16 protein-coding genes are annotated in these 15,250 nt (G+C 48.5%); 8 read left to right on the top strand and 8 right to left on the bottom strand.

Annotated features, from left to right (window positions below):
• Positions 1–69 precede the first annotated feature (69 nt).
• The 4 genes from BCV73_RS04005 to BCV73_RS03990 are packed head-to-tail and all read left to right on the top strand — an operon-like array spanning position 70 to position 3,445.
• The gene (locus BCV73_RS04005) at positions 70–906 is read left to right on the top strand and encodes a carbohydrate ABC transporter permease (protein ID WP_256992731.1); all 837 of its coding nucleotides are present in this window, start codon (positions 70–72) and stop codon (positions 904–906) included.
• Positions 907–921: 15 nt separating this feature from the next.
• Positions 922–1,767: a carbohydrate ABC transporter permease gene (locus BCV73_RS04000; protein ID WP_089546124.1), complete on the top strand. Its 846-nt coding sequence runs from the start codon at positions 922–924 to the stop codon at positions 1,765–1,767.
• Between the two features lie 33 nt (positions 1,768–1,800).
• Entirely contained in the window at positions 1,801–2,490 is a 690-nt protein-coding gene (locus BCV73_RS03995; RefSeq protein WP_179231877.1) for a PIG-L deacetylase family protein, read from the top strand.
• Between the two features lie 28 nt (positions 2,491–2,518).
• The gene (locus BCV73_RS03990) at positions 2,519–3,445 is read left to right on the top strand and encodes an AraC family transcriptional regulator (protein ID WP_179231876.1); all 927 of its coding nucleotides are present in this window, start codon (positions 2,519–2,521) and stop codon (positions 3,443–3,445) included.
• 178 nt (positions 3,446–3,623) lie between these two features.
• On the opposite strand, the gene rplD is transcribed toward BCV73_RS03990, so the two are convergent.
• From rplD to BCV73_RS03975, 3 genes are all read right to left on the bottom strand, one after another.
• Positions 3,624–4,247 carry a 50S ribosomal protein L4 gene (gene rplD / locus BCV73_RS03985; RefSeq protein ID WP_089546120.1) on the bottom strand — a complete coding sequence of 208 codons (624 nt, stop codon included), beginning with the start codon at positions 4,245–4,247 and terminating at the stop codon, positions 3,624–3,626.
• A 343-nt stretch (positions 4,248–4,590) separates the two neighbouring features.
• On the bottom strand, positions 4,591–4,854 hold the full coding sequence (locus tag BCV73_RS03980) for a CD3324 family protein (protein WP_089546118.1): 264 nt from the start codon (positions 4,852–4,854) through the stop codon (positions 4,591–4,593).
• A 49-nt stretch (positions 4,855–4,903) separates the two neighbouring features.
• Positions 4,904–5,935, bottom strand: a complete 1,032-nt coding sequence (locus BCV73_RS03975) for a Cfr family 23S rRNA (adenine(2503)-C(8))-methyltransferase (RefSeq protein WP_089546116.1) — start codon at positions 5,933–5,935, stop codon at positions 4,904–4,906.
• A 482-nt stretch (positions 5,936–6,417) separates the two neighbouring features.
• Between BCV73_RS03975 and BCV73_RS03970 the strand changes: the two genes are divergently transcribed.
• Together BCV73_RS03970 and BCV73_RS03965 are read left to right on the top strand one after the other, a co-directional pair.
• On the top strand, positions 6,418–6,837 hold the full coding sequence (locus tag BCV73_RS03970) for a DUF1259 domain-containing protein (RefSeq protein ID WP_076169217.1): 420 nt from the start codon (positions 6,418–6,420) through the stop codon (positions 6,835–6,837).
• A 53-nt stretch (positions 6,838–6,890) separates the two neighbouring features.
• The gene (locus BCV73_RS03965; RefSeq protein WP_076169218.1) at positions 6,891–7,310 is read left to right on the top strand and encodes a DUF1259 domain-containing protein; all 420 of its coding nucleotides are present in this window, start codon (positions 6,891–6,893) and stop codon (positions 7,308–7,310) included.
• Positions 7,311–7,421: 111 nt separating this feature from the next.
• Here BCV73_RS03965 and BCV73_RS03960 read toward each other — a convergent pair whose 3' ends face one another.
• Positions 7,422–9,035: a GMC family oxidoreductase gene (locus tag BCV73_RS03960; protein ID WP_089546114.1), complete on the bottom strand. Its 1,614-nt coding sequence runs from the start codon at positions 9,033–9,035 to the stop codon at positions 7,422–7,424.
• A gap of 104 nt (positions 9,036–9,139) precedes the next feature.
• Between BCV73_RS03960 and BCV73_RS03955 the strand changes: the two genes are divergently transcribed.
• Both BCV73_RS03955 and BCV73_RS36190 read left to right on the top strand, forming a co-directional pair.
• Entirely contained in the window at positions 9,140–9,643 is a 504-nt protein-coding gene (locus tag BCV73_RS03955) for an inositol monophosphatase family protein (protein ID WP_256993116.1), read from the top strand.
• The gene (locus BCV73_RS36190; protein WP_089546111.1) at positions 9,541–9,783 is read left to right on the top strand and encodes an inositol monophosphatase family protein; all 243 of its coding nucleotides are present in this window, start codon (positions 9,541–9,543) and stop codon (positions 9,781–9,783) included. Before BCV73_RS03955 ends, BCV73_RS36190 begins: the two co-directional genes overlap by 103 nt.
• 114 nt (positions 9,784–9,897) lie before the next feature.
• On the opposite strand, the gene BCV73_RS03945 is transcribed toward BCV73_RS36190, so the two are convergent.
• From BCV73_RS03945 to BCV73_RS03930, 4 genes are read right to left on the bottom strand one after another with little or no spacing between them, the layout of a single operon-like run.
• Positions 9,898–12,024, bottom strand: coding sequence for a glycoside hydrolase family 3 N-terminal domain-containing protein (locus tag BCV73_RS03945; RefSeq protein ID WP_089546109.1), 2,127 nt, complete (start codon positions 12,022–12,024; stop codon positions 9,898–9,900).
• A gap of 20 nt (positions 12,025–12,044) precedes the next feature.
• Positions 12,045–13,430 carry a family 4 glycosyl hydrolase gene (locus tag BCV73_RS03940; protein WP_089546108.1) on the bottom strand — a complete coding sequence of 462 codons (1,386 nt, stop codon included), beginning with the start codon at positions 13,428–13,430 and terminating at the stop codon, positions 12,045–12,047.
• Positions 13,431–13,452: 22 nt separating this feature from the next.
• Entirely contained in the window at positions 13,453–14,274 is an 822-nt protein-coding gene (locus BCV73_RS03935; protein WP_218828096.1) for a carbohydrate ABC transporter permease, read from the bottom strand.
• A gap of 17 nt (positions 14,275–14,291) precedes the next feature.
• Complete coding sequence (locus tag BCV73_RS03930; protein ID WP_089546104.1) at positions 14,292–15,215, bottom strand: carbohydrate ABC transporter permease; 924 nt, start codon at positions 15,213–15,215, stop codon at positions 14,292–14,294.
• Between the last annotated feature and the right edge of the window lie 35 nt (positions 15,216–15,250).

Genomic DNA, 15,250 nt, shown 5'->3' with positions numbered 1-15,250 from the left:
AAACAACCATCCACTATCAACGCCAAGCGTTCAAAGCTGAAGAGGAGGGAATATGGATGGGGATACGCCATGGTATTACCCCTTCTGTTCGGCATGAGCGCGTTGTTCATATGGCCGGTACTGAGGACCATTTATTTATCCTTCACGGAATGGAGCGATTTTGGCAATTATCATTGGACAGGTCTGAGCAATTACACCAGGCTGATCCGTGATACGGCCGTATACCATTCCCTTCTGCACACGCTTCAATACGTAATCATCTATGTGCCTGCGATTGTCATTCTGTCCACCTTGGCGGGTGTTCTGCTGAGCAGCAAAGTTCGCGGCATATCGGTGTATAGGACGATTTTTTTCCTGCCGTCCGTGTTGATGCCGGCTGCCATCGCCATGTCTTGGAAATGGATATTAAATGGCGATTACGGGCTGCTGAACGCCGGCCTGAAGCTGCTTTCGATTTACGGCGTTAGCTGGCTGACGGATTCCCGAACCGTTCTCATCTCCGTCGTAGGCGTAGCTGTATGGGGAGCGGTTGGTCTTCAAGCCGTTATTATCATATCGGGAATTAAGGGAATTTCCCCTATGCTTTATGAAGCGGCTTCCATCGAAGGCGCAGGCCGAGTGTCCCAATTTTTCCGGATCACGCTCCCTTTGATCACGCCGACCCTGTTTTTCGTATCGGTTACTTCGCTCATCGGAGCCATGCAGGTATTCGATCTCATTTATATGATGGTCGGCACAGTAGCCATCGATCATGTCAATACGGTTGTCTACTTGTTCTATCAACAAGCTTTTATTAAAAATGATAAGGGATATGCGTCTTCCATTGCCGTTCTATTATTTATCATGATCCTGATCGTGACGGCGCTCCAATTCAAACTGCAGAAAAAATGGGTGCATTATGATTAAGGAGGGGCCGCAAAGATGACCACAGTCACGCATGCAAAACAGAAACGAAGATTCCAGCCTATGATCATCCATATCGTGCTCATGGTCGGGTCGTTCCTTATGGTTGTTCCTGTATTATGGTCACTCCTTACTTCCTTAAAAGCTCCTGATGAAGTGACCCGGATCCCGATCACGATTCTTCCGGGCGAGCTGCATTGGGACAATTTCCAAAAGGTAGCCGACTTGCTTCCTTTTATGACGTTTTATTGGAATACGGTTGTAACGACGCTCGTCAAGGTGCTGTTCGGTTTATTAATCAGTTCCCTGGCCGCTTATGCCTTTGCCAGAATTCATTTTCCCGGCAGAACCCTGCTGTTTTTGCTGGTTTTATCGGTTATGATGGTGCCCGGCCAAGTCTTTCTGATTCCCCAATACTTATTAATGAAAGATTTGGGGTGGCTGAACTCCCTGAAAGCCATTACCGTAACCGGTATGTTCAGCGCGTACTCCACTTTTCTGCTTCGTCAGTTTTTTCTCGGGCTTCCTTCGGAACTCGAGGAATCTGCCAAGATCGACGGGTGCAATCCCTTCCGTATCTACTGGAATATTATGCTCCCGTTAGCAAAGCCAGGATTGATTTCCGTGGCGATCATCTCCACCCTATGGTCGTGGAACGACTTCCTCTGGCCGCTTGTGGTCAACGATTCGATGGACAAAATGACGCTGGCCGTCGGACTTGCCTCCCTTCAGGGGCAGTTCACGACAAATTATCCGGTATTGATGGCAGGCATGCTCTTGGCCGTATGGCCCATGATCCTTATTTTTTTTCTGCTGCAAAAGCAGTTCATCGAGGGAATTACCTTAGGCGGGTTAAAGGGATAACGATTCAAAACCTAAATGACTGGAGGGTTTCATATGGAAAAGTGGAACGTACTTGTAATCACGGCACATCCCGATGACGAAGTATCCTGCGGCGGCACGCTGGCCAAACTGGCCGAACAAGGCCATTCGGTAACCATCGCCATCGCGACGAACGGGAATCGGGGAACGCAGGATACGTCAGTGAAGCCGGAACAATTAGCCCAGACCCGCGAAAGGGAAATGGCGGATGCCGCCCGTATTCTGGGTGTGAATCGAGTGATCCAGCTCGGATTCGATGACGGAACCTTAAGCGAACAGCCGGACTTGAAGGAACGCATCTTCCGCCTGATCCGGAACGAAAAACCCGTTGTGGTGATCACTTTGGACGCCTGGAAAAAATGGGAATTCCATCCCGACCATCGCGCACTCGGCCTAGCCGCTGCCGAAGCCGCTTATTTGGCCGACAGCTACGGTTATTATCCGAAGCATCTGGAAGAAGGCATTCAGCCGTGGAAGCCGCGCGAGGTCTACCTCCTATGGTCGGATGAACCTAATTATACGGTGGATGTCACTGGCACATGGGAGGCCAAGCTTCAAGCCGCTGATTCGCATGTCAGTCAAGGTTCCGGAGGCAGAACGTTCAAGGAGAACTATTTGAGACATGTCCAGTCCGCTTCGAAAGATGGCGAGCTTCGGAAAACCGAATCCTTTCGCAAAATCTATGGCAGCTCATATCTCATATAATCCAATAAAACCGGGGGAGGATGAAGAGATGGATAAGCACAAGAACAATATCTCCCCGAAGGATGGTCTGCCCGATTCATTAAAAACGTTCCAGGGATTCGATGAATTTCAAATATTTACGAATCTAAACGAGGAAGAGTGGCGGATGCCCTTTGAATGGCATGAGCAGTTGGAGGTGTTCTATGTCTTATCGGGACGGGGGCAGTTTTATATCGATAACAAAACCTATGTGTTTGAACCAGGCGACCTGTTCGTCATCGGCAATCAGGAGCTCCATAAAAGCCAGCTGATCAACAACGAACCGTTTGAAGCCAAAGTACTGATGTTCAACCGGCAGCTTGCCGAAACCGATCCGCTGCTGGACGAGGTCAATCTGCTGTCATTGTTCGAAAAACGCGAGCCGGGGTTCTCCCATTGCCTTAGAATCAATGAACCTTTAAAAAAGAAGCTCGAATTCGGCTTCAGTCAGCTGCAAGAGCATTACAACCATCAAAACCGTTATTCAAGCCAAAAAATCAAGTCACTCCTGCAATGGATTTTACTGGAGATCAAAGAAGGTTATGAGAACAATTCCCCATATTCTAAGATGGAGGACGCGTCGCATGTGCATTTCAAACCCGTTGTATCCAAAGCCATGGAATACATCGCGCAGTACTATACCGAAGAAATCACTCTGGACCGTATCGCCGATTTTATCGGAGTGAATTCATCCTATCTGAGCCGCGTATTCAAGCAAAATTCAGGCTTTTCCGTCGTGGAGTTCATTACCTTCAAACGCATTTGGCGGGCCAAGGAAATGCTCCTGTATACGAACCAGCGGATTACGGATATCGCTCATTCGGTCGGGTTCAATAACGTCACCCATTTTCAATGGACTTTTAAAAAAATGTTCGACATGAGCCCAGGGCAATACCGCAAATCCCCGCGCAACTATTACCACTTGGAGAAATACTGAGCATCTTCTCTGATTCAAGACTTGTGGTTGCATAAAAACTACCCGCCCTATAAAAGGGCGAGTAGTTTCTTTTCAAATCGACTACAGCTTTTTCCACAGTGTACGGTACCAATAAAAACAACCATTACACATTTTCGGCCTCAAAAAACAAGTTACGCGTATGAAATTAAATTCCTTCCTAAACATAGATCTCCGTAACCACTCTCACAGCATCTTTAGTGATTATGAACTTATCGCAATTCAGAATGTCATATACATTCAGCGAATCGGCTTCTGTGGTTTGTACACCCGGAATGTTATTTGCGCTTTTAAAGATCATATGATCTTTTTCAGGTAAGACAATGAGCGCTTTTCGATCGGAACCCAGAGCATTCAGCATGGCAACGATGGTCTTTGTCCTGTAACTCTCTAAATGAATGCGGTCGACGACAATGAGCTCGTAATTTTGTACTTTAGCCGACAAAGCCGATTTGATCGCCAGACGCTTGACCTTTTTATTCAGGCGGTAACCATAGTCGCGAGGTTTGGGGCCAAACGCAATCCCTCCATGACGCCAGTGCGGCATACGAATCGAACCCGCTCTGGATCGGTCGATTTTATTTTGTTTATAGGGCTTTCGGCCTCCGCCTCTAACTTCGCCGCGGGTTAAGGTGGAATGCGTCCCGCTGCGCTTATTCGCGAGAACATTGACCACCGCTTCATGTAAAACGGATTCGTTCGGGACAATGCCGAAGATGGATTGTTCGAGCTCCATTTCACCGGTCACTCTACCATCCATATCATATACTGAAATCTTTAACAATCTAACTACCTCCTGATGATCCTCTAGACGTAATGGGCATTATATGCGTAGGTACGATCAGCCCTTAAGCAAGCATAAATAGCGATAATTAGTTGTTACCCGTATAATTTATCTTCTTACTTTTATGCTCACTTAAACTACAACCGAAATATTTACGATGGCATTCATGACTTTGACCCCCTCTTCCCTGCCTACATTTATACGTTAACAGATTGGATTTTCCTGATCTATATACCGAATGATGCTGTAGCATTTCGTAGCAACAACGTAAAAACCCCCCTGCAAGTCACACCATGCTTTCCTTTAGCACGATTTGCTTGAGGGGGGGGATCCACTTCTACTTCTACTTCTGATAAATTATTTTTCTGATCGCATAGGTCGATAAATGGAACGATTCCGAAAGCTCCTCGACGGATGCTCCCAGTAAATATGCTTTCAGTATTTCACGGTTTCTTTTATTAATCTCTTGTCGGGCGCCGGATAGCTCTCCCCAGCTTCGATGTTTATTTTTTATAGCCGGTATATAGAGGTATTCCCCTTGGACAAATTCCTGTAATTTTTCAACCAATTCCTCCGGCAGGACGGCAGAGGCGTTAATGTATCTCACTGAGACTCACTCCTTGAAAAAATGGTTCAGGCAGCAAAATTTCAAAATCTCACTGTGATCCGTACAGCTGACCGCATGCTGCGTTGATATCGGAACCGAACTGGGTTCTGACGGTAACATGGACTCCTCTGGTCTTTAAGATTTTAAGAAACATGCTGATTCCGCTGTGATCCGATTCTTTATAACTTTGCGGGGTGGCCGTGGTGGCATTGTAAGGGATGAGATTGACGTGATATAAATGTTCCCATGGTCCTCTTCCCCGCAGTAAATCAGCAACCGCTTCAGCATGTTTGGCCGAGTCGTTGATTCCCCTCAAAAGGATATAAGCAATGTATACCTTTCGTTTCGTCGTTTGAATATGCTCATCAAGCACCTTCATCACTTCTTCCAGCGGAAAATGATGATTGATGGGCATGAGCTCGCTTCTCTGATCCGGAAATGGGGAGTGGAGAGAAAACGTTAGATTCATCTGCGGAAAATCCTTCATTAATTTCTTTACTCCAGGCAGGATGCCTATGGTAGACACCGTAATTCTCCGATGCCCCAGGCCAAAAAGCTCAGGATCGGTCAGCACATGTAAGGCATCAAACACATACGGATTTGCAAGGGCTTCGCCCATCCCCATAAAGGACACGCTGTCCAATGGGTAGCCGTTCAAATGGAAATAAAGAAGCTGGTCCGTGATTTCATCCGCTGTGAGATTTCTCTTCAACCCCAACGTTCCCGTAGCGCAAAAGGTACAGCCAAACCCGCAGCCGCACTGGGATGAGATACAATAGGATTCCCACCCGTTTTTATAACTTAACTTTACGGACTCAATGTGCTCGTCGCCAGGGATGGCAAAAAGAATTTTGCTTACTTGCTTGGACTGCTGCACGATTTTGGGCGTAATGCTCAGCACAGGGTTGCCAATCTCCTTGATTAATTCGTTTCTTACGGCTTTAGGCAAGCTGCTCATTTCTTCAAAATGTCCGATTTTCTGCTTGAAAATAGCATCAGTTATTTGCTTGTATCTATAATCCGGTTGTTTCAGGATAGATAGGATCTGACGGATTTTTTCATACTTAGTGATGTGCTTCAACGTTAACGATCTCCTTTTACACGGAGACAACGCAAAAAAAAAGCACCAGCATACCGGTGCTTTCTTGCGATACATTAACCAAGCTATACACAAACAAGCGACTATTTTAAAAACAAGTCACCTGCGATATTTATGCATAGAAGGATAAAGCTCCGGTATCCGATTTGTGATTTGGTGAACCTTGCCCAGCATTGCTCCCGAAGACAGGTTCACCTGATCATCTACAATCTCAGAAATCGTCATCGCTTTATCCCTCCCTGTTCATTTGATATGGATGAAACTATCACAGAATGCCTCTCCCCGTCAAGCATTTGTCATGCTGCTCTGGAAGAAAACGCGATACGGGTTCAGATAACGGACCGGCCTGCTCATGATGCAGCTTCGATCGTTCGTTTTTTATGCGAGTACCCTACGCTATCAGTCCATACCTCTTCCTTCTTTGATCATAGAATACATAGAACTTGATTAAAGGAGGACTTATGATGGCGGAACAAGTAAAGGTTAGCCCGCAGTTCAAAAGACTTTGTACCCAATTCGGAAAAATATTGGGAGGCGAATCGGAAATTGAAGCAGGTCCGGTTTGCTTTGTTACGCGGATGACGAATTTAAGAGAAACCATTCTTGGCAAAAGAACACGTTCCCCTTTGGTTCAAATGCAAATGTTTTCCTTCGAATCTCTTGATAAGTCGGGCCGCGCGCTTTGTTTGGGTGAAACGGCCGTTCACCAAAATCAGGTGAACCGGTTGATGTCGAACCTCCGTAAACGCGGGATTAAAGTAACCGCAGTCCATAACCACTGGCTGAAAGAGCAGCCTCGCTTAATGTATATGCACTGGGAGTCTATTGACAATCCGGTTGCATTCGCCAGAAAAACAAAAGAATCCATTAAATTCCTGGGCTAACACGGTTAAACGGGCAGGCTGTATTATATCATTTCATGGGAGGATGATTTCGGATGGCGCAAGTTAAAGTAAGTCCTCGCTTTAAAAAACTTTGTAACGAATTCTCAGCTATTTTAGGTGGAACGGAGCACGAAATCACAAAAGGTCCGGTTTGTTTTGTCTCCAGAAACCGGGTCATTAGAGCCTCGATTTTAGGAAGACGTACCACTTCTCCTTTGGTCCGCTACCAGCTCTTCTCCTTCGAATCCCTGAACAGTTCAGGCAAGGCACTCTGTTTAGGCGAAACCGCTCTCTTCCAAAGTCAAGTCAACCGCTTGCTGAGCAATCTCCGCAAAAACGGGATTAAAGTGACGGCCGTCCACAATCACTGGTTATTCGAGAATCCGCGCTTGATGTACGTTCACTGGGAGTCGATCGATGATCCCATTGCATTTGCCAGAAAAACCAAAGAATCCATTAAGTTTTTGGGCTGAGGAACAACAAGGAGTAAAGCGCTTCACGCATCAGCTGCACAGCATATAGAAAAAGTCCCCGGGTTTTCGAGCTCGGGGACTTAGGTGTTATTTATGAATAAGTTGAGTTCATTACTCTTCGTCACCCTCGGATGGATGTCTTCTGCCTTTTTTATCCGGCGATATCAACTGCCTGGCAATCGTATAACCAATAAGAAAAGCAGCGGCTGAAGTATTGCCGTCCACCGTATATGGAATGATGGAAGCATCGGCAACGATTAAATCCTCCACCCCATGCACATGGCCCGTTCGATCCACAACCCCTCCCTTTTTTAGCGGAGCCATGCGAAGGGAGCTTTGCTGGTGATGATTATGGTCGAAATTCTGTTTAATATACTCCTCCAATTGGGCGTCGTCCTCAATCATATCCAGTGTCGGCGAAACAAGCTGGTACGACGGATCGATGGCTGCGAGCTCTGCCGCTATATTTTTAACATAGGTTCTAAATATATTTTTTACGGCTTCCATGTCATCCGGATTGGTCAGAAATCCTTCATCCGCAAGCACGATTTTAAGCGGATCCTTGTTCTGAATCTTAATCGAGCCGCGGCTCTTGGGTCGCAAGTAAAGAACCGCTAAAGTTAACGTGCTGTCAGAACCAATGCCAATCAGTTGAACCGCCCGGCGATTGCTGTTTACACCCGTCGGATCGGGCAAAAAGGCCCCCCCTGTATAAAGGGCATCCGGGTCATTCGCAGGCAGGGCAGCATCGTTCGGATTGGTAGTGAAAGCGGCAAAGTTAAGCGTATGATTTCTCAGCCTCTTACCTACGTTCGGGTTATTAAAAATCACGGGGATACCCGCTTCTTTAAGTAATGCAGCTGGACCAATTCCGGACAGCATTAATAGTTGAGCGCTATTGATGCCTGCAGAGATAATGACCTTTTTTTGGGCGTAAGCACGAAGGCGTCTTCCTTCTTTCAGGAATTCCACTCCTGTGGCGCGTTTCTTGTCAAAAAGCACGCGCAGAGCCGTCGAATTAAAGAACACTTTAAGTTTCCTGCCGTCTACACCCCGGCCGGAAGGCGTCATGATATCCGAGGAGAGAAAGGCTCTAGAGGAACTTTCTCTTCGGCCTTTGGGATTTTGATACAACTGCCAGCGGGTAAATGGGCCCAGGGGAGTTTTAGGATCGTTATAATCGAGGATCTCGGGATAGCCTGTAGCCCTCTCAATAGCCGTCGTGAGCTTTTCCGCCATAGATGTGGGATTTGCCGGGGCCTGCCTGATATCGATCCGTCCATTGAATCCATGGGCGTTCAGATTATCTGTTTCTCCATTATACTTCTCTAATTTCTTGAATCGGCGAATGGCCCGTCTAGGTGACCACAGCGGACCTAAGAGCTTTTCCCATTCCCTGAAAACGGCTGATGTAGGACGTACATACTGCTCACCGTTAATCGATGACCCTCCGCCTAAAAGGCGTCCCGTTGTCCATTCAAATGCCCGTTCATCCAGCTCCTCTTGCGGAACCCCCTCCCCCTGCCAAAAATATTGGGGAAAGAACTGTTCTTCCAATTCCAGTGCGAATGTAGAGTCCTTAATGGGGGTGTCTTTATCGTTGTTCCCACCGGCCTCCAGGACAAGAACCGATACTTCTTTATTATCGCTTAATGTTTTGGCGATGACGGCACCAGCAGGACCAGTTCCTACGATAATATAATCAAAGGTTAATTTCCGGCTCATCTAAGCGCTCCTTGTTATATGGTCTAATGTAAGGATATTACATTGACCTGTACCATGTTCCTGAGCGGAATGTGGTCTTAATTCTAAGATATAATTAACAACGAATCCATGAAAGTTACCCCCCTCACAAAATCATGGGAGAAGAAAGTTACAGCGGAGATGCTTTTGAGCAGGACGACTTCGTTTGGGTGATTGATCCCATCGACGGGACAACAAACGATGTGCATCAGAAGCAGAGTTTTGCGATCTCCATCGCTTTATATCGGAATGGTCAGGGGTTATGCGGGGCTGTATATGATCCGACTCGGGAAGAGCTATTCTGGGCGGAAAAAGGCTCCGGTGCTTATCTGAACAACCAGCGACTATGGATTCATACTGAATCAGTGGAATTATCAAGATCGTTAATTGCGACATACATTCGATATGACCAGGAAGAAAAAGAGCTTGGATTGGGCCGGTTTGTACACCAAATAGCTAATGACTCCAGAGGAATCCGCATGACCGGATGCGGCTCTCTGGAATTAGCCTACGTGGCTTGCGGGTGCGATTTGATGCGTATTTTAGTTCTTACCAAAAGCCGTGGGATTTTGCTGCCGGTAAATTGCTAATCGAAGAATCAGGCGGTACCGTGACTTGTTTAAACGGAGAACCGGTTAATGTATACCTCCCTGGCACCAGCATTCTTGCTGCCGGAGAAGACCTCCACCAAGAGATATTAGGAATGTCCAAAGCCGTTTTGTATTTTTGAGACTCTAACAAAATATAAAGTGTCCAATGAATAGTGCAAAAGACTATCCGTCATCGGATAGTCTTTTGCTTGTTTACATTAAAAGTTTAAATGGCTTCAGTATGACCGCATGGTTCAATATTCGAACGTAAATACCGGATGTTCAAGATCGTTGACGTAGACCCGAAATTCACCCGGTTCGACCGTCTTTCGTAAATCGGCATCTACATATCTTAAGTCCTCCAAGGTGATGGGCATCTCGACGTTCGCGGAACCATAAGCCGGAACCGGAACGACCTGGTAAGCCTTCATTTCCCGAACCGGACGAACCGTCCTGGATACGACATCTTCAATATACAGGATGACGATCTCCGAGTGTTCGTATTGGCTGGGATTATTAATCTGAAAGGTCACCCATAAATCCTCGGTCTCCGTGATTCGGCTGCCTGATATTACGAAGTCCGAGTAGGTCGCTTGAGCATAGGTTAACCCATGGCCAAACGCGAACAGCGGTCCGATGTCGGAATCCTGATACCGGCTGCTGTAGCTGGATGTGTTGGCTGGCCGGCCCGTGCTGTACTCGTTGTAATAAATCGGCGTCTGTGCCGAAACGCGGGGGAATGACATCGTCAGCTTTCCGGTCGGAGTCTCTTGACCGGTCAGAAGCTTTGAAACAGCAACCCCTGCCCTTGTCCCCGGGTACCAGCACCATAGCAACGCCGGCATATCGTCGACGATATCCTGCAGCGCCAGCGGCCGGCCGGAGAAGCAAACACAGGTATACGGCAGCCCGGTTTTCTTCACATCCCGAATCAGCTGCTTTTGCTTGTCTTCCAGCTCGAGATTGACGCTGCTGTGTCCCTCTCCACTTTGCTCCCAATACTCGCCGATCGCCACGACGATGTAATCACACCGGGCCAGCACCTCTTTCGGGCAGTCCTCCAGTGAGTCAAAGGCAGCGACCGACAGCGAGTCATCTGCCTGTTTTAAACCTTCTTCCAGCGATACGGCATCGCGGAAGCGGCCTTTGCAGGCCCAATTCCCGAGCAGCTCCCGCGTGCGGGCGAACGGTCCCACGAGAATAATGTTTCGGTGCTCCGGACGCAGCGGCAGCATCTCATTCTCGTTTTTCAGCAAAACGCAGCTTCGTATGCCCGCTTCTTCAGCGAGCGCAAGGGAAACCGGATTCAGAATAACTTCGTCTTCATTGGCTTCGTCCGCGAATGGATTCTCAAAGAGGCCCAGTTCGTTTTTGAGTCGCAGTACCTTCATCACGGCCGCGTTCACGTCCTCCAGCAGTTCCGGCCGTTCTGCAACGATGGCCTCAAAATGCTCCAGGTAATGCGTCGAAACCATCTCGATGTCGACGCCCGCTTCCAGCGCCAATTCGGCAGCTTCTTTACCATCTCGGGCCACGCGGTGCTTCTGCAGCTCGGTAACTGCGCCCCAGTCAGAGATGACCAAATCCTCAAATCCGTACTGGCCTCTCAGAATTTCCTTGAGCATTTCGGAGCTGGCTGTTACCGGCACCCCATTGAAACTGTTAAACGAGCTCATGACCAATTTCGGCCGTTCCTGCAGCGCGATCTCATAAGGCTTGCCGTAGAACTCGAAAAATTCCCGCATGGACATATCGACGGCATTGTAATCTTTCCCCGCAACTCCCGCTCCGTACGCTGCAAAATGCTTCAGGCAGGCAGCGACGCCGTCCGGGGCGATTCGCCCATCGCGGAGGATTTTCTGATACCCGCGGATCATGGCTCTGCCCAGGTTGCCCGATAGCAAAGGGTCCTCGCCGAACGATTCCATGACCCGGCCCCAGCGGGCGTCCCTGACTAGATCCGTCATCGGTGAGAAATTGACGTGGATGCCGCCCGCCCGCAGCTCGGAAGCTGTCTCTTCAGCCACCAGTTTCACCAGCTGCTCGTCCCAACTGCAGGACAGGCCGAGGGGGATCGGGAAAATCGTCCGGTAACCGTGAATCGCGTCATGCATGAAGAGCAAGGGGATTTTCAACCGGGAGCGCTGCAAGTACTCTGCCTGAATCCGATTGGTCGTTTCGGCGCCGGAGGCGCCAATGACGCTGCCGATCGTGTAGATTGTGTCCTCGTCCAGGATGTGCTGCGGGTAGGCGGGTCCAGTCTCCACCATTTCCTCGTCGACTTGGCCGACGTAGAGCTCACCTGTAATTTGCGACAACTGTCCGAACTTTTCTTTCAGCGTCATGGACGCCAGTAACTCTTTCAATCGGTTATTATCCATCGTAAGGCCTCTCTTCCAGATTACACCCATTCGAGGGCGGGCAAAATGTCCTTTTGGAGCTCGCACATTTCGTCGATCATCGCGCAGGCCTGATAATAAGTTGGCGCGCTTGGATCGAGCAGAATCGCTTGCAGCAGCTTCGTCTTCGACTTCTCAACGAACGCTTCGAGCAGCAGCTTGTGAATGGTGCCTTGAATGTGAATCGTACCAATCACCGCCGTCGGCAGCTCAACGGTCATCGGCTTCAGTGTGATACCTTGCCCGTTGACGAACGCCTGAGTCTCAACCACCATATCGTCGGGAAGACCACGGATAGCCCCGTTGTTCGGCAAGTTCACGGAATTGATCTGCACCTCGTCATCGAAAAAGATCGCCTCAATGATCGGAATGGCGTATTCGTTGCTCGGACTAACTTTCTCTTTATCGAATGTGTAAGCTTGTTTAACCCAGCTTTCCTGCGATTGCACACTGTCGAACAGTCCTTTGTCCAGGCTGCTGCCGCTCGCAGCATAGACAAAATCAGGCGTTCTCGAGCCTTCCTTCCACAGCTGCTCCCGAATTGGATTATAGCGGTACTGCAGAGACAGCCCTGCATAAAAATCGTCTGCATAAGATACGTATTCACCGGAATGGTTCGTCCCCGGGTATGGATAATAGCCGTAAATGTGATACATCGCTCTTGACAGCCCGATATGATCGAACTGTGCCAGGCGATTTGCTTTGCTCTCTTTTTCGCGGAACAACGGATACAGATCTTCACCTGTCTTCTTGTCCCAAATTTTCGTGAAGAAGCCAAAGTGGTTCAAGCCGCCGCCTTCGATGCCGATTTCTTCCGGCTTCCGCTCCAGAAACTCGCACAATTGATGAATGCCCATATCCAAACCGTGGCAGAGGCCCACAATCTTAATGGAAGTCAACTTGGAAATGGCCTCCACCAATTTTGCTTCCGGGTTCGTGTAGTTGATGAACCAGGCGTCCGGGCATACTTTTTCCATCGTCCGGGCGATTTCGAGCATTGGCCCAAGATTGCGGAGCGTATGAAACATCGATCCCGGTCCGCCGTTCTCCCCGTAGATTTGCTTGCTGCCGTAGCGGCGTGGAATGTGGAAATCTTGGGACCAGTAGAAGTAACGCTCCACCTCGATCGCAACAATGGCGAAGTCGGCACCCCGCAGCGCTTGCTCCAGATTCGTCGTCTGCCAGATCGAAGCCGGGTGGGAAAAAGAATCAAACATTTCCTTCGCATATCGATACGTCCGGTTGACGTTCTCCTCGCTAATATCCATGAGTGCGATTTCAAGCTCCGCTTCGTTTCTGAGCCGTGGAGACAGAACGATATCCTGAAGGGCTCCCAAGGCGAACGAGACGCTTCCCGCTCCGATTAACGCAATCTTCATCTTTTTCATCGTTAAACAACTCCTTTGTGATCTATTCTTTCAAAGCACCCACCATGACGCCCGAAATAATCTTGCGTTGGAAGATGATGTAAGCCAGCGCAGCCGGAAGGGCCGAAACAACGGCAGCCGTGGCAATCATGGGATAATCCATGGTGAACTTGGTTTGAAAATAATTTAGTCCGACCGGCAGCGTTCTCAATGCGTCATTCTGGATCAAAATGGTCGGAAGCATAAAGTTGTTCCATGTTCCGATTGCCGTAAACACGATGAGGGACACCATGGGTGGATACAGCATCGGCATGATAATATGATACAAATTTTTCGCTTCAGTCGAGCCGTCGATCCGGGCTGATTCCAACAGGGCATAAGGAATGTCTTTCATAAACCCTCTCAGCAGAAAAATAGAGAACGGAATATTCATCGCGATTTGCGGCAGAATGAGTGCCCAAATCGTATTCAGCAAGCCCATGGACTTTAAATTGTTGAACAACGGAATGATGATCAAATCCAAAGGAACCGTTAATCCCCAGAGGACGATCAGGAAAAATATGCTCTTGCCCCTGAATTTCATGAACGCAAATGGATAAGCGCCGAGCATAGATAACAAGACGACCAACACAACGACCACGACGGTAACGATGACGCTATTCTTATAATAGATAAGAAAATTGCCGACTTCCCAGATACGAGAATAATTCTCCCAATGGAAAACCTGCGGCAGCGCTAAGGGGCCGTCCATGTTGATATCGTTCATCGTTTTTAGTGATGTACTGATGACGAGCAGAAACGGAGCGACCGTCAACAGCGCCGTGCAGATCATGAAGGCATAAACAAGTGTGCGTCGCAAAAGCAAAGATCGGGTCATATTCATCAGCTTTGATCCCTTTCTCTCATCCAAATGATGGTTCTCGAAACGATGAGAATAAATAACGTCATGATAATGGAAGCGGCCGCTGCAAATCCCAACCGATTGACGATAAAGCCTTGCGTGTAGACATAATAGGAAATGACGTACGAGCTGTATCCCGGCCCCCCCTTGGTGGTGGCCATAACGATGTCAAACACGCTGAAGGAACTGATCGTCATCAGGATGATGACCGTCGTCATGGTTTGCCGCAGACCGGGAATGGTGACGTTCCAGAACTGGCCCCAAGCGCTGCAGCCGTCAATATTAGCGGCGTCGTACAATTGCGAATCCACGCTCTGCAGTGCTGCAGTGAAGAGCATCGTCGTATAGCCGAAGCTGCCCCATACGAAAATGACAAACAGAGCGTACATGACAAGATCAGGATTACCAAGCCAGCCGGTCATCGGTCGTGCGATGCCGAGATGATCCAGAATCGTGGACAGCGGACCAAAGCTTGGATCGTAAATCCACTTCCAGATCACCGCTGCAATAACGGAAGAGATAATTTGTGGGAAGAAAAAGCCCATTTGGAACCACTTCGTGAATCGGATATTCCCACGAACAAGCAAATTAGCAAAAATAAGACCCAGTCCGACGGGAATCGTCGCGCCACCAACGACCCACAGCAGCGTGTTCTTGATCGCCTGCAGGAACATAGGCTCGTCGGTAAACAGATGAATATAATTTTGTAATCCGATAAACTTCTTCGGACTAATCCCATCCCAGTTCGTCATGCTGATATAAACCGTTTGCAGCGCCGGCCAAATCATGAAGAGAGCCAGCATCGCAAATGCCGGCAGAAGGAACAAGTACGCCAGCGGATTGGTCTTCTCGGCTCCTCTTCGTCTGAACGTACGCCTTTGCTGGGGCACGGCTTCTTGTCTCATATTAATCACCTCAATCTTGCAGGATGGATGTCCTT

The sequence above is a fragment of the Paenibacillus sp. SSG-1 genome, from assembly GCF_002224835.1.
In the GTDB taxonomy this organism is placed as follows: Bacteria; Bacillota; Bacilli; order Paenibacillales; family Paenibacillaceae; genus Paenibacillus_AQ; species Paenibacillus_AQ favisporus.
Note: the sequence above shows the minus strand (reverse complement) of the source record. Positions and strands in the feature narration are given on the sequence as shown.

What these genes read in the sequence shown, in the direction of transcription:
- BCV73_RS04005 (WP_256992731.1), top strand. Translation starts at nt 70, where the DNA reads ATGGTATTACCCCTTCTGTTCGGCATGAGCGCGTTGTTCATATGGCCG.
- BCV73_RS04000 (WP_089546124.1), top strand. Translation starts at nt 922, where the DNA reads ATGACCACAGTCACGCATGCAAAACAGAAACGAAGATTCCAGCCTATG.
- BCV73_RS03995 (WP_179231877.1), top strand. Translation starts at nt 1,801, where the DNA reads ATGGAAAAGTGGAACGTACTTGTAATCACGGCACATCCCGATGACGAA.
- BCV73_RS03990 (WP_179231876.1), top strand. Translation starts at nt 2,519, where the DNA reads ATGGATAAGCACAAGAACAATATCTCCCCGAAGGATGGTCTGCCCGAT.
- BCV73_RS03970 (WP_076169217.1), top strand. Translation starts at nt 6,418, where the DNA reads ATGGCGGAACAAGTAAAGGTTAGCCCGCAGTTCAAAAGACTTTGTACC.
- BCV73_RS03965 (WP_076169218.1), top strand. Translation starts at nt 6,891, where the DNA reads ATGGCGCAAGTTAAAGTAAGTCCTCGCTTTAAAAAACTTTGTAACGAA.
- BCV73_RS03960 (WP_089546114.1), bottom strand. Translation starts at nt 9,035, where the DNA reads ATGAGCCGGAAATTAACCTTTGATTATATTATCGTAGGAACTGGTCCT.
- BCV73_RS36190 (WP_089546111.1), top strand. Translation starts at nt 9,541, where the DNA reads ATGCGGCTCTCTGGAATTAGCCTACGTGGCTTGCGGGTGCGATTTGAT.
- BCV73_RS03945 (WP_089546109.1), bottom strand. Translation starts at nt 12,024, where the DNA reads ATGGATAATAACCGATTGAAAGAGTTACTGGCGTCCATGACGCTGAAA.
- BCV73_RS03940 (WP_089546108.1), bottom strand. Translation starts at nt 13,430, where the DNA reads ATGAAAAAGATGAAGATTGCGTTAATCGGAGCGGGAAGCGTCTCGTTC.
- BCV73_RS03930 (WP_089546104.1), bottom strand. Translation starts at nt 15,215, where the DNA reads ATGAGACAAGAAGCCGTGCCCCAGCAAAGGCGTACGTTCAGACGAAGA.